Here is a 14,272-nt window from a genome sequence, read left to right as displayed (position 1 = left end):
TATGGATTTTACATATTCAATATGGATTCTTCTGTTGCCGCTGATCAGCTTCCTGGTTATCGGTCTGCCAGAATTCGTGAATAAGAAGTATGCCTGGTCGCACAAGGTAGCCGGACTCATAGGTACCAGTTCGCTCGGACTGGTTACAGTGTTGAGCTACTTCACAGCGTTCAAGTATTTCTCAGCCGACCGTCTTGCCGACGGCACCTTCGCAACCTTCGTTCCGTACAACGTGACATGGTTGCCACTGGGCCATCTGCACTTCGACCTCGGCATCCTGCTCGACCCAATCTCAGTGATGATGCTCATCGTCATCTCTACGGTCAGCCTCATGGTTCACATCTACTCATTCGGCTACATGCACGGTGAGAAGGGATTCCAGCGCTACTACGCTTTCCTCTCACTCTTCACCATGTCAATGCTCGGACTGGTGCTCGCCACCAACATCTTCCAGATGTATATGTTCTGGGAGCTTGTGGGCGTTAGCTCTTACCTCCTCATTGGCTTCTACTACACTCTGAAGGCTGCCGTACATGCTTCGAAGAAGGCGTTTATCGTAACCCGTTTTGCCGATATGTTCTTCCTTATCGGTATTCTCATTTTCGGTTACTACACTGGAAGCTACAACTTCTCGTTCACCGGTACTGAGATTGCTTACGGTTCATGCGCTACAGCCTTCACCGTTGCCGACAACGCTCGCGCTCTTGCTGCTGGTGGTATGATTCTGCCTACAGCTCTTGTGCTGATGTTCATCGGTGGTGCTGGTAAGTCGGCTATGTTCCCGTTGCACATCTGGTTGCCAGATGCTATGGAGGGTCCTACTCCAGTATCTGCACTTATCCACGCTGCCACCATGGTGGTTGCTGGTGTGTTCCAGATTGCACGTCTCTTCCCGGTATGGATTGAGTACGCTCCTCAGGCTCTTGATGTAGTAGTGATTGTTGGTGCTTTCACCGCTTTCTACGCTGCTGCTGTAGCTTGTGCACAGAGCGACATCAAGCGTGTGCTTGCCTTCTCTACAATCTCTCAGATTGCATTTATGATGGTAGCCCTCGGCGTATGTCTGCCAGGTCATCATGGTGCCGCCCTTGACAACCACGCTCAGCTTGGTTATATGGCATCAATGTTCCACTTGTTCACACACGCTATGTTCAAGGCTTGTCTGTTCCTCGGAGCAGGTTGCATCATCCACGCTGTTCACTCTAACGAGATGTCGGCAATGGGTGGATTGCGCAAGTATATGCCTATCACTCACGCTACATTCCTTATCTCTTGTCTCGCCATCGCTGGTATTCCATTCTTCTCGGGCTTCAGCTCTAAGGACGAGATTATCACCGCTTGCTTCGAGTATTCTCCTGTATGCGGCTGGTGGATGACAGGCGTTGCCGCCATGACAGCATTCTATATGTTCCGTCTCTACTACGGCATCTTCTGGGGTACAGAGAACAAGGAGCTCCACGCTCATCACACTCCGCACGAGGCTCCTGCTACAATGACATTCCCGCTCATATTCCTGAGCATCGTCACTGTAGGTGTAGGTGTATTCACCACACTTGGAGGTTTCTGCGACTGGAGCTGGGCAAGCTTCGGCTCAATCGTGAGCGCAGCAGGCACAGCCTACACTGTTCACTTCGACCCGCAGGTTGCAGCCACATCAACAGTGATTGCAATCGTATCTATCGCCCTCGCCACCTATATATATAAAGGTGAGAAGCAGCCTATCGCCGACAAGATGTACGCTACATTCCCGCGTCTGCATCGTTGGGCTTACAAGCGCTTCTACATGGATGAGGTTTATCAGTACGTCACACACAAGATTCTGTTCCGCTACGTAAGCCGCACGGCACAGTGGATTGACGAGAAGATCATCAACGGTCTTATCGACTTCTCTGCTTGGGGTGCCAACGAGGCAGGCGAGACCATACGTCCTTGGCAGAGCGGCGACGTTCGCCAGTATGCCGTTTGGTTCCTTACCGGTACGGTAGCTTTAACATTATTATTACTTTGCTTATAATTAAATTATGAATATATTAAGTTTATTCGTAGTAATCCCTGTCCTGATGTTGCTCGGTCTTTGGATTGCCCGCAACGTCAATCAGGTGCGTGGTGTGATGGTTGCCGGTTCATCCTGCCTCTTGGCACTGAGCGTATGGCTCACACTCCACTTTATCGGCGAGCGCGCAGCAGGCAACACCGAGGAGATGATTCTCCGCGCCACTACGGAATGGTTCCCTGCACTCCACATCAACTATGAGGTGGGTGTTGACGGCATTTCCGTTGTGATGCTTCTGCTTTCGAGCATCATCGTGTTCACAGGTACCTTCGCTTCATGGAAGCTTAAGCCGCTTACCAAGGAGTTCTTCATGTGGTTCACATTGCTCTCAACAGGTGTTTACGGTTTCTTCATCTCGATCGACCTCTTCACCATGTTCATGTTCTATGAGGTAGCCCTCATCCCTATGTACCTCTTGATTGGTTACTGGGGTTCAGGTCGCAAGGAGTATGCAGCCATGAAGCTTACATTGATGCTTATGGGTGGTTCTGCCCTCATCATCCTCGGCTTGGTAGGTATCTACTTCTTCAACGGTGCCTCTACAATGAGCATCCTTGAGATTGCCCACAACAATCACATCCCGACAGCCATTCAGAACGTGTTGTTCCCGTTTGTGTTTATCGGTTTCGGTGTACTTGGTGCTCTGTTCCCGTTCCACACATGGTCACCAATCGGTCACGGTTGTGCCCCTACATCTGTGTCAATGCTCCACGCTGGTGTGCTTATGAAGCTTGGTGGCTACGGTTGCTTCCGTATCGCCATGTTCCTCTTGCCACAGGCTGCTCATGATTTGGCTTGGATATTCCTTATCCTCACCACTATCTCAGTAGTATACGGTGCATTCTCGGCTTGTGTACAGACCGACTTGAAGTTCATCAACGCTTACTCTTCAGTTTCACACTGTGGTCTGGTGCTCTTCGCTCTGTTGATGATGACCCGCGTGTCTTGTACAGGTGCCATCCTTCAGATGCTCTCTCACGGTTTGATGACAGCTCTCTTCTTCGCCCTCATCGGTATGATTTACGGTCGTACACACACACGTGACATCCGTGAGCTTGGCGGTTTGATGAAGATTATGCCGTTCCTCTCAGTAGGTTATGTGATTGCCGGTCTTGCCAACCTCGGTCTGCCGGGCTTCTCTGGCTTTATTGCTGAGATGACAATCTTCAACGGTTCGTTCGAGAATGCCGATACATTCCACCGTTGCTGCACAATCATCGCCATCACATCTATCGTTGTGACAGCTGTGTACATCCTTCGTACTGTAGGCTTCATCCTCTTCGAGAAGGTGAAGAACCCGCACTTCGAGGAACTTACTGACGCTACATGGGACGAGCGCTTTGCAGTATGCTGCCTCATCTTCTGTGTTGCAGGTCTCGGTTCGGCTCCATTATGGGCAAGCCATGTCATCGACAATGCAGTAGCTCCTATCCTTAGCGTAATTCCAACACTTTAATAACCGTTCAGCAGTAAAAAATGGATTATAGTCAGTTTTTTAATATGATACCCGAGGCTGGCCTCATGGCAATCCTCGTGATAGTATTCCTTGCCGACCTCTTCTTGAAAGGCGAGAAGAAACACGCTACATTGAGCATGCTGACATGTGCTTTGTTGGTAGCTCAGGTGGTATTATGCTTCAATGCCCAGCCTGCAGAGGCATTTGCAGGACTCTATACAGCCACAGCAGCTGCTCAGGTGATGAAGGTCATCCTTACAGTCGGAGCGTACATTGTTGTTGTTATGGCTCAGTCGTGGATTGAGCGTGAGGATGTGCTGCGCAAGGAGGGTGAGTTCTACGAGCTCATCATCTCTACATTGCTTGGTATGTACATGATGATTTCATCAGGACATTTCCTTATGTTCTTCCTCGGTTTGGAAATGGCTTCTGTACCTATGGCTTGCCTCGTGGCTTTCGACAAGTATAAGAAGATTTCGGCTGAAGGCGCTGCCAAGTTCATCCTCACCGCTACATTCTCAAGCGGCGTGATGCTCTATGGCATCTCGTTCATCTATGGTGCTTGTGGCACACTCTACTTCGATGATATGGCTGCCAAGATTAGCGCAACACCTTTGACAATCATGGGTCTTGTGTTCTTCTTCAGCGGACTCGGCTTTAAGATTTCGCTCGTACCGTTCCACTTCTGGACAGCTGATACATATCAGGGCGCTCCTACACCAGTGACAGGTTATCTGAGCGTTGTATCTAAGGGTGCTGCAGCCTTTGCCTTGATGACAATCTTGCTGAAGGTGTTCGGTCCGATGGTTGAATACTACGAGACTCTAATGTATATCGTCATCGTTCTCACCATCACCATCGCCAACCTCTTCGCACTTCGTCAGACAGAGCTCAAGCGATTCATGGCATTCAGCTCTATCTCGCAGGCAGGTTACATCATGCTTGCAGCTGTAGGCAATGAGACAATGGGCTTGACAGCCTTGATGTACTACGTGCTTATCTACGTTGCAGCCAACATGGCAGTGTTCACCGTCATCAACGTTGTTGAGACACGTGGCAAGGGCAATACAGAGATGTCTGTGTTCGATGGTTTCTACACCACCAACCCGAAGCTCTCGTTCCTCCTCACTCTCGCTCTCTTCTCATTGGCAGGTATTCCTCCGTTCGCTGGTATGTTCTGTAAGTTCTTCGTGTTCATGGCAGCAGCCCAGCAGGGCTCGAATATCGCCTATGCAGTAGTGTTCCTGGCATTGGTTAACACCGTACCGTCACTCTACTACTACTTGAAGATTGTGAAGTGTATGTACATCAACAAGACAGACACACCGCTCCCCACATTCCAGAGCGACTGCGCTACACGCACAGCTCTCGCTCTCTGCACAGCAGGCGTACTTCTCTTCGGTGTATGCAGCTGCGTTTACGGATGGCTGGTAGCGGCTACAGCGATGTAGAATGTTGAATTATGAGTTTTGAATGTTGAATTGTCGGCTACGCCGATTTTGAATTGTTCAATGTTGAATTAGGAATTCGTAATTGGTAAATTCAAAATGCGCGAAGCGCATAACTCAAAATTCAAAACTCAAAACGACATAACGACAATAGAGACAATGACTGACAACTCATCACAAGAGAATTGCCAACCATTGTTTCTATTGTCGTTTTTGTTTTATTAGACAAAAGAATAGAGGGTGATAGGGATGCTGAAATTATATCATATTGCCCAAAGAAATCATAAGTGAAGATGTTCAATTTGTATAAGGATGGACTTGATCTTGAGACTCTGCGTCATTACTGCATGGAACATGGAGAAGTGCGCTTATTGAAGCGTGGTGAGATATTTGAGGATGCAGGCAATCCGTCAAAATATGTGGCATATGTGGAGCGTGGATGCTTCAAGTATATGGTGAATAACGAAGAGGAAGGTAAAGACTACTGTACTGGTTTTGCCTTCGAAGGAGAGTTTGTGGCTGACTATCCGAATTGTCTTACTGGCAGAAAGTCAGAGTTAACTATTGTGGCTGGAACTACGTGTAAGGTATTCCAAATATTAGGGAAAGAACTGGGGACGTTATTAGATTCTGTAAATGCCAAAGGACTCAAACAGGCTATATCCGATCGTCTTTTTTCTCAAGTTTATGCACAATATCTTGATACCTATCGTATGACAACCAGAGAACGATATAAGCGTTTGCTAATTCGTTGCCCAGAATTAGTTCAAAGCATCAACTTGAAGGATATAGCCTCTTATCTGAAAGTTACACCAACAACTATAAGCAATATACGTAGGGAAATTACTTTCGGGTAGCAAACTCTCAAAACATTTTGAGAGTTTGCCCATATAATGTTTTATAGTCTTAGAATACGTGCTGTTTTTAATGGGCAAGCATTAACTTTGCACAAAAAATTACAGTATGAATATAGTTATAATCGGAGCTACCTCTGGTATTGGTAAAGCTCTTTTTGTGAAGTATGCCAATGCAGATAATCGTATTGGCATTGTAGGTCGGCGAACAAATCTGCTTAATGAATTAAGTCAGCAGTATCCGTCCAAAACCATTGTTTCAAAAGCAGATGTCACAAACTTAAATGAGATAGAACAAGCGATAAATAATCTTCTAAAAGAGTTGGGCCACTTTGACCTTGCGATTGTGTGTGCGGGTGTTGGTGACATTAACGCCACGCTTGACTATGCGATTGAGCGTCTCGCCATTGATACAAATGTTGTTGGTTGGACATATGTTATTGATAGATTGTATTGCATTTTTGAACAACAAGGTTATGGTCATCTTGTAGCTATAACTTCTGCTGGAGGATTGCGAGGCGAATCGGCTGCACCAGCCTATAGCGCAACAAAAGCTTACCAAATTAATTATATGGAAGCAATACGCAAAAAGGCTTTCAGAAACGGTGGTTGCATAACCGTAACAGATGTCAGACCAGGTCTTGTTGATACAGCTATGGCAAAGGGTGAGGGCTTATTCTGGGTGATGCCGGTAGAGAAGGTGGCTAGTCAAATCATTGCAGCAATTAGCAAGAAGAAGTCAAAAGTCTATGTCACTAAACGATGGCACATACTTGCTCTAATATACAGAATCCTGCCCTTTTATATTTTCAAACGATTGTAGCTTCTAACATTTTATAAAAAGATTTTGCTGTTTGGATTTAATGTTGTAGATTTGCAAATTATAGAATATTGGTAAAGACATTAAACTATGGAAACAAAGAAATTAACGAGAGAAGAAGCTCTGAGAAGATTTCAAGCTTCTTTAGAAAAAAAGAAAGCTTTTGTAGCGGAATTGGAGAAGAGTATGCGCGACGAGTATCGCAAAGAAACAGGTAAGGAGGCTAAAAGCTTTAGCGTATTATGATTAATGTTCTTTCTGTAGATAAGATTAATTCAGAGTCTCCGTACCATGTTAGGTTATTTGAAAATGATGGGTCGTATCGTTTTGTTACTGATAATGATGTGATACTTGCTGTCAGTTTTATGTATGATGACATGATAATACAGGAAGGTGCTTATCAACTAATTATTGCTAATCTTAACAATCGTAAGTCTCCACGTGATACAAAGATGAAGGATACAATAATGTCAATAGTTGAAGAGTTCTTTTGTGAAAATCAAGCAGCGTTGCTTTATATATGTTCAACAGGTGACGGAAAGCAGGCTATGCGTAGTCGTTTGTTTGGACATTGGTTTGAAGGGGCACATGCTAAGTTATGCTATTCAACAATGAGTACGTCTTTGGTAGACGCTGACGGTGTGGTTAATGAAGCTACAATAATTGTCAGGAATGACAATCCTGATATGACAAAATTGATTAATGAATTCTCTGAAACAGCTCAGTTATTAAGCCATAAACCATGAAGCTACAACTTAATCACCGCCTCTTCCAATCCGACATCCATGAGCTATGCGCCTTGACCCAAGGCGGGCGTAACAACAGTCTTAAGGAGCAACTTTACCAATTGACGTTGGACGACGACCGCCGTGTAGCAACCAATGCGCTGTGGGTATTCACGCATTTCGCGTTGGCTGATAATGAATGGCTCTATGCCAAGCACGACCAGCTTATTGACCGTTGCTTGAATGAGAAGGATGCTACAAAGCTTCGTCTAATGCTCAATCTGCTTCTTCGCCAACCATTCGATGAAGAAGCCATCCGTACCGATTTCATAGACTTCTGCCTGACGCAACTCGCTGACCCCAAGTCGCCTTATGCCGTTAGAGCGCAATGCATCAAGCTTGCCTACGAGCAAATGCGCTATTGGCCCGAACTGCTTAATGAACTGCGTCAAACGCTTGAAATGATAAGTTGTGAGCCTCTGTCGCCTGGACTGCGCTCGGCATGGCGGCAGGTGATGAAGAGAATAGAAGAATATATGTGTCAGAAGTGTCAGCCTACGCATTAGTTGTAATGAATCAAATAGTTAAGGGCAGATAGATAGCTGATTTGTCAGGATATCTATCAGCTATCTATCAGTTGTCTACCAGTTATCTGTCAGTTCTCCGACGATGGACATGGCGAAGTATACTTGCCGCAAATTAATCGTTCTACGATTTTTATAAGTTCTTGTCAAGTATCATGTCGAGCATTCCCACGTAATAGAACGGAAGATTTATCAGTCGGAAAGTTTTACCGTTTGGAGTAGTCACTTCGTCTATGCCGTATTTGCCGGGCCATATCCTAATGGCGATGTCGGTTGCTTCTGTTGTGTCCATAAACGAATGCAGTGATCGAAGGTGGGCATTAGTACCCGACTTCACCTCGATAGGTACTATAGTGGCGTTATGCTGCCATACGAAATCAACTTCGGCTGTGGCTCCCTTTTTGTCTCTAACCCAGAAATACTGCTCGTTTCTGTAGTTGCGGTCGAGCACAATGCGTAGTTCTTGGGCTACAATCTGTTCTGCAGCATGTCCTTTCCATATATCAAGCAGCGAACTGTTCTGTAAGTATTCGGTCTGTATATCAACCGAGAAATTCATTATTCCAGAGTCGAGCCATATCAGTTTTGGTTGTCGTGTAAGTGCAGGTATTGCTGGAGCCTTCACTGTTGTTATTGGATAGTCGAGACTGAGTAGGAATGCGTTTTGCAGCACTTCAAGCGCCTCATGTACCTCCTTGCTCGTGTAGTTGCTGCCGCCGAAGCGGTTGAACGTAATGGTCTGTCCAGCCTCTGTCCATCCGTGTGTGAGCAAGTGGCGTATCACGTTCACTTGATTGGCGTTCTTTGCATATTTCTCAACATCCTCGTTGTAACCGTTAAGCAATGATCGGTATATTGGCGAAAGCCTTGAGACATCCTCATTTGTGGCATACTCTACAAGAGCCTCTGGCATTCCTCCTACGAGCGTATACCTGTTGAAAAGGGCTATGAGCATATCGTGGTAGATAGGCGAGACGTTTAGCTGGCGTATCATCTCTGCCAAAGGTTCGTTAGCTGTAGCGTTCAAAAATTCGAGGAACGAACATGGGCGTAGCGACATGTATTCCACACGTCCTACCGGAAATGATATGCGTTGCTTTATAAGTGTCTGTAGCCTTGACCCGGCAGCTACGATGTGCAGCCATGGCATTTCTTCGTAGAAATAGCGGAGCAGTCCTACGGCTTTAGGTTCGTTTTGTATCTCGTCAATGAACAGCAATGTGCGTTTGCTTTTGTCTGCAACAATCTTTTTTTGCAGACATATATACTGGAATATTTCAGCTACATTGTCTGATATGCCGAATGCCTTGGCATCGCTACTTTGCTCAAGATTCAACTTTATATAGCAGTCGTACTGCTTGCTGAATTCGTCAATAAGAGTAGTCTTTCCAACCTGTCGTGCTCCGCGTAATACAAGGGGCTTCCTATTCTTGCGTTTGCTCCATTCGGTCAAATCTTCGATTAATAGTCTGTGTATCATAATAGTTATACTATTGATTCGTGTTGCAAAGATACAGTTTTTTTCCTAAAACATAGGCAAAATCAGAGTGAATCTTTCCTAAAACATAGGCAAAATAGAAGTGGAACTTGCCTAAAGTATAGGCAAAGCGTGGTGAAGCGTTCCTAAAATATATGCAGGCGCTACTTCCGTTGCGCTGGAATGGTATAGGCTGAGATGGAGGCATATCTTGATTAGTCAGCATGTCGCTTACTATGTCTATGCCTATGCTCACATTCGCAACAATGTTAGTCGTAGTCTTGTGTCGTCACAGCGTTTGCTGTTGATATAGCATTTCCTTCTCCGTTGTTCCTTCGTTCGTTCTTCGTTCATCCTCCGTAGTGAACTCGATCTACCTCCGTAGTGAACTCGATCTACCTCCGTTAACGAAGCGAAGGCATAATGGAGGTATTACGGAGGCATAACGGAGGTATAACGAAAGCATAATGGAGATGTATCGAAGAGCGAATGAAGAAGGAACGAGGGGAATTATAGTTGAACTCATCGCTTTATAGTTTTTGTTGTCATATAATACGTCACGTAACTATTCAGCTATGCTATGGCATTCGCTGAATAGTTACATTTTAATTCCATAAAGGTACGATTAGAACCGCAATAGAAGAACAAGAGAATGAACTTGCACAGATTTCAATTCCATAAAGGTACGATTAGAACAATGCGCTGCATCATAGGACGTGTCTTGTCGGCATTTCAATTCCATAAAGGTACGATTAGAACTCGATGGTCGGTGTTCACCTTGCCATTCGTCTTATATTTCAATTCCATAAAGGTACGATTAGAACTTCTCTCAAAAGTAAAAGACACGCCGCAGACTCTATTTCAATTCCATAAAGGTACGATTAGAACCCCAGAACGGTTTTTCTTTCAAAGCTCCTGTTCAATTTCAATTCCATAAAGGTACGATTAGAACCAACCTTGACGGTATCTACAACTTCAATCTCACTATTTCAATTCCATAAAGGTACGATTAGAACAAGGCTTTCACTTCCTCTTCAGTCAATCCATCTTCATTTCAATTCCATAAAGGTACGATTAGAACCTGCTGTATCTTCCTTCATTTGTATTTAGAGCCTTATAACTAACCGTAACTTACTATGAACAACCAAACATAAAGTCTTGATTTTCAATACTCTTTGTTTTTTAACACTTTCTGAGTGCTTTTTAGCAGTTCCCGATTTCCTACATATTTTTGCATCGTATTTCTACCGTGGAGAATTTGCGGAGCTTTTATTTTGTCATATCGTGAATGTAGTTGACAAGGGTTTACGAGTGAGTACAATGGATGACATCTTTGAAGTTGATAAGCAAAAAGCGTTATATCGTGGACTGGGTTGACAAAGGTTATCAATGGTTCACTTCCGTTTACTCCATCGCTGGAATACTCAAAGTATGTAGAACATAGCAATATCAAAGAGTATGAGACCGACAAGAAAATGTGAATTGCGAGCAATGGAAGAAAGAACAGCAAATTATCCAGGCTATCGTGACGAGAGCACGATGAAAGTCATCCGCCATGAGTCACTCGGCATCTACATCTACTCCAAGCCTAAGAACCAGCGCGAGCGTGACTACAACGACAACATGACGGAAAAGGCAGAAGCCATCCGTTGCCGTCGTTTTGAGAGTATCGTCAATGAGCGATACGATTTCTTTGACAAAGAAAAGCAGAAGGGTGACTTCTTTGCCTACTTCAAGAAGAAGGCAGAAGAGAAGAACACCAAGTGGGAGAACGTGTACAAGTACTTTGAGAGGTTCGTTGAAGGTAAGTGCACCTTCGGAGAGATCACCGTTGACTTCTGTGTCAAGTTCATGGAGTATCTGCAGACAACACCACAGATACACCGCACTGAAAAGAAACTGCACACCAACACTGCTGCAGGTTATTGGTCAACCGACGCCAAACCGAGTGCAATCAAACTCGTTTGAATTGCCGAGGTGCGAAGAAGGAAGAGTGAAACTCAACCTTCCGTGCAGTACTCCACACTGCCTATCGTGACCGCAAAATCAAGGAGAACCCTAATGGCTTCCTTGACAGAATAGACACGATACCAACGGAGAAGGAACATCTGTCACAGCAAGAGCTTCTATTTTCAAAAGCATCTTATGGACGTTCTAATCTGTAATGAAACTTTGAGTTATTCCATTTTATTTCTGTACCATCGTACACCCCCTTGTAACCTGTTATTATGTCAAATGACTCATTTACAGAACACTTATAAACAGAATCCAATATTCCCCAATTATCAATAATATCAGGAAACAATGCAATGTTCAGTTCATTTGGGTTATCACTTTTGATGCTTTTATATAGAAAGCCATCAATTGATACATTTCGTTTGTTTCCTTCCTCATCTTTTAACTTGTAAAAGATGCGATTTCGTCTCACGTAACTCGCATATAATGCAGTAAAATTATACTTGTTTGCTTCGTTAATAGTAGATGTCAGTTTCTCAGATATCAGAGATAGCAATTTTGTTGTGTCATCATTTCTGACTGAGTCAACATAGTTTATTATTGTAGATGCTTTCTCGTTTGAAGTTAATTCCTCATGATTGAATAATCTATATAAGGTTAAGTCTCTTTTATTGATTATCCATTTTGACATGTAGAATTCTTTATTAGGCTTTATTCCACGTTCTTTTATTGCAGTCTGAGGATATATAGAACCATAAAAGACAGATTCTCCTTTTAAGTTAAGTCTGCTCATTGCGGGTATCAGCTTTTGTGGCTTGTATGAAAACGATGATGGACTTGACTCATCAACATTGTCTTCTACAGGTCTTACTCTGAAGACTGGAAATGAAAAGTCTATAGGTGCTGCCACTATAATTGGGAAGTGCATAAAAAACTTCTCATATTCATCATATTTTGACGATATGATGTTTTCTTCATATCCATCTATTCTTTTTATTACGTCATTTAACTCTTCTGTACACATGATGCTGGATTTTTGAATTACTGTTACTTGATGTGTTGACTATATAAACCTAATGCCATTATAATGTAGGTAAAAAAAATTAGAAAGTGTTTTACCTATGTAACACCAAACTTACAAATCTAATGTTAAAAACACCTCAAGAAGATACTATAAAATACGGACTACCTATTTAGTCTTACTTTCTTTTATCTTTTCTTGTTTGTAAAGCCTTCTCATAGGCACACTCGATGCATAAAGGCCTTTCTCTTTTTTGGTTATTCAAAGAACGTTCATAACTTTTGCCACAACAGGGACATATCCACCAAAATTTCATTCTTGTTCCATTACTAACAGTCCCTGGATTAATATTGTAGTTCTTAGAGCTATCCCAGAATTGAAGCAAATGAGGTCTTTTACATGCAAATGATGATTCATAATTTTTTCCAGTAATTTTAGAATAAATAATACACCTGTCTCTTTCTATATCTACATCAAATGTATTGTCAATTCCTAATTCAGAACATAAGTCGTTAATAAGTTTTTTCCACTCATCATTTGTAGGTGAAACATAGATTGACAAATATTTGTTTGTATGTTTTGGAAGTTCCTTAACTCGGATTAATTTAATCTTGTTTTTTAAACAATATTCATCCTTTTTTTTATCGCTTTGTCTTTTTGACGGGGAACTATGAAATCTATATCCATCATATTCTATCGCAACATTAAGTTTTGGGATATATATATCAAGTTCATATCCATTATGCTTATAATCAGATTTGACTTCAAGAAACTGACCTAAATAAAAAGCTATAGTTTGTTCTGGAAACGAGGTTTTTTGGCTGCATTTAGGACAACCTAATCCTTCGCGAATTTTCTCACTAATCATCTGTCTATAGGAATGTCCAAATGCACATCTAAACCAAACCCGTTTAATGGATCGTTTTGTAACAGCATCAGGTGTTAAATCGCCATTTTTTTTATAATCCCATTGTTTGGCTATTTCTGGATGTGTTACTGTTAGGGGACCAATGGTACTGAGATCTATTTTCTGTTTTGTTTCAACGCTTTTTGAGAAGCTACATTTCCGACATCCATGTACTTTACCATTACTAAACCTTGCACTAGGACTAGTGAACCACTTGTGTCCACATTCTTGACATTTCCACCAATATTTATCCGCAGAGCAACAAGAAACTTGCTCTGGTCGCACAGGAAAGTTCCTTTCGTAGTCCCATTCTGCCGCCATTTCAGGATACTTACTTTTTACGGAGCCTTTATTTCTCAGATTGCTAAGATAAACACGATTTGCTGTTTCTTTCGCTGTGCAGACCTTGCATAATCCCATACTTTTCTTCTGTTCCTTAATTCCTCGTTCATACGAAGCTCCACATTTTTTACATATCCACCATGCTTTTTGTGAACTTTTGTTACTAGTAATCTTAGGATCAAGTGTATTTGACTTATAATCCCATGATTCTAACAACTCCTTTGTGTCATATATTGAAACTGATGTTTTTCGCATGTCTAATGTATGGTTGTAAGATAATAGTTTGAATTGCCTGTGTCTTGTAAATATTCAATTAGTTCCTTGATTACTTTGTATTCTGCTTGGCTGTCTGCCTCAATGTATATCTTAACATCGTTGCTTGCAGTCACTTTTTTGTATGCTTTAATACAAATATCAATGTCTGTTAGTTGTACTGCCCAGATAGAATCGGAAATAGAAACCTTTGAAGGTATCAGTTGTGATGTTTTTATTCTTTCAGATTCATCGGGAATATACACAAGGTAATTACCCACTTCGTTCACTTGAATTACGAATGAATAAGAAATCGAGTCGGGTTGATTTACTCTAACCGGCTCGTTCTTAATATTACTACAATTGTATAAATAAAG

At 42.8% G+C, this 14,272-nt stretch carries 12 protein-coding genes, 1 pseudogene and 1 CRISPR repeat array; of the genes and pseudogenes, 9 read left to right on the top strand and 4 right to left on the bottom strand.

Annotated features, from left to right (window positions below):
* The first annotated feature begins 1 nt into the window (after position 1).
* The 8 genes from nuoL (at position 2) to I6E49_RS03215 (ending at position 7,922) form a co-directional block, all read left to right on the top strand.
* Positions 2-2,014, top strand: coding sequence for an NADH-quinone oxidoreductase subunit L (gene nuoL, locus I6E49_RS03250; protein ID WP_235400420.1), 2,013 nt, complete (start codon positions 2-4; stop codon positions 2,012-2,014).
* A 7-nt stretch (positions 2,015-2,021) separates the two neighbouring features.
* On the top strand, positions 2,022-3,509 hold the full coding sequence (locus tag I6E49_RS03245; protein WP_235400419.1) for a complex I subunit 4 family protein: 1,488 nt from the start codon (positions 2,022-2,024) through the stop codon (positions 3,507-3,509).
* Between the two features lie 20 nt (positions 3,510-3,529).
* A complete protein-coding gene (locus tag I6E49_RS03240) occupies positions 3,530-4,960 on the top strand; it encodes an NADH-quinone oxidoreductase subunit N (protein ID WP_235400417.1) in 1,431 nt (476 codons plus the stop codon).
* A gap of 344 nt (positions 4,961-5,304) precedes the next feature.
* Positions 5,305-5,814, top strand: a complete 510-nt coding sequence (locus I6E49_RS03235) for a Crp/Fnr family transcriptional regulator (protein WP_235400415.1) — start codon at positions 5,305-5,307, stop codon at positions 5,812-5,814.
* Positions 5,815-5,920: 106 nt separating this feature from the next.
* Positions 5,921-6,634 carry an SDR family NAD(P)-dependent oxidoreductase gene (locus I6E49_RS03230; protein WP_235400414.1) on the top strand — a complete coding sequence of 238 codons (714 nt, stop codon included), beginning with the start codon at positions 5,921-5,923 and terminating at the stop codon, positions 6,632-6,634.
* An 87-nt stretch (positions 6,635-6,721) separates the two neighbouring features.
* Entirely contained in the window at positions 6,722-6,877 is a 156-nt protein-coding gene (locus I6E49_RS03225; RefSeq protein ID WP_235400413.1) for a hypothetical protein, read from the top strand.
* A complete protein-coding gene (locus I6E49_RS03220) occupies positions 6,874-7,377 on the top strand; it encodes a DUF6169 family protein (RefSeq protein ID WP_235400412.1) in 504 nt (167 codons plus the stop codon). The genes I6E49_RS03225 and I6E49_RS03220 overlap by 4 nt, the downstream gene beginning before the upstream one ends.
* Positions 7,374-7,922 carry a hypothetical protein gene (locus tag I6E49_RS03215; RefSeq protein ID WP_235400411.1) on the top strand — a complete coding sequence of 183 codons (549 nt, stop codon included), beginning with the start codon at positions 7,374-7,376 and terminating at the stop codon, positions 7,920-7,922. Before I6E49_RS03220 ends, I6E49_RS03215 begins: the two co-directional genes overlap by 4 nt.
* Before the next feature lie 151 nt (positions 7,923-8,073).
* On the opposite strand, the gene I6E49_RS03210 is transcribed toward I6E49_RS03215, so the two are convergent.
* Positions 8,074-9,420 carry an ATP-binding protein gene (locus I6E49_RS03210; protein ID WP_235400410.1) on the bottom strand — a complete coding sequence of 449 codons (1,347 nt, stop codon included), beginning with the start codon at positions 9,418-9,420 and terminating at the stop codon, positions 8,074-8,076.
* Between the two features lie 599 nt (positions 9,421-10,019).
* Positions 10,020-10,498: direct repeats of the CRISPR family, unit length 30 nt; unit sequence ATTTCAATTCCATAAAGGTACGATTAGAAC.
* A 377-nt stretch (positions 10,499-10,875) separates the two neighbouring features.
* Here I6E49_RS03210 and I6E49_RS03205 point away from each other — a divergent pair.
* A pseudogene (locus tag I6E49_RS03205) lies at positions 10,876-11,546 on the top strand (phage integrase SAM-like domain-containing protein); the annotation flags it as partial.
* 14 nt (positions 11,547-11,560) lie between these two features.
* On the opposite strand, the gene I6E49_RS03200 reads toward I6E49_RS03205, so the two are convergent.
* The 3 genes from I6E49_RS03200 to I6E49_RS03190 form a co-directional block, all read right to left on the bottom strand.
* Positions 11,561-12,397, bottom strand: a complete 837-nt coding sequence (locus I6E49_RS03200; RefSeq protein ID WP_235400409.1) for an RES family NAD+ phosphorylase — start codon at positions 12,395-12,397, stop codon at positions 11,561-11,563.
* Positions 12,398-12,572: 175 nt separating this feature from the next.
* Positions 12,573-13,898 carry a zinc-ribbon domain-containing protein gene (locus I6E49_RS03195; RefSeq protein ID WP_235400408.1) on the bottom strand — a complete coding sequence of 442 codons (1,326 nt, stop codon included), beginning with the start codon at positions 13,896-13,898 and terminating at the stop codon, positions 12,573-12,575.
* 2 nt (positions 13,899-13,900) lie between these two features.
* Positions 13,901-14,176 carry a hypothetical protein gene (locus I6E49_RS03190; RefSeq protein WP_235400406.1) on the bottom strand — a complete coding sequence of 92 codons (276 nt, stop codon included), beginning with the start codon at positions 14,174-14,176 and terminating at the stop codon, positions 13,901-13,903.
* Positions 14,177-14,272: the final 96 nt, after the last annotated feature.

The organism is Leyella stercorea, from assembly GCF_021531655.1.
This window is presented reverse-complemented; position numbering and strand designations above follow the sequence as displayed.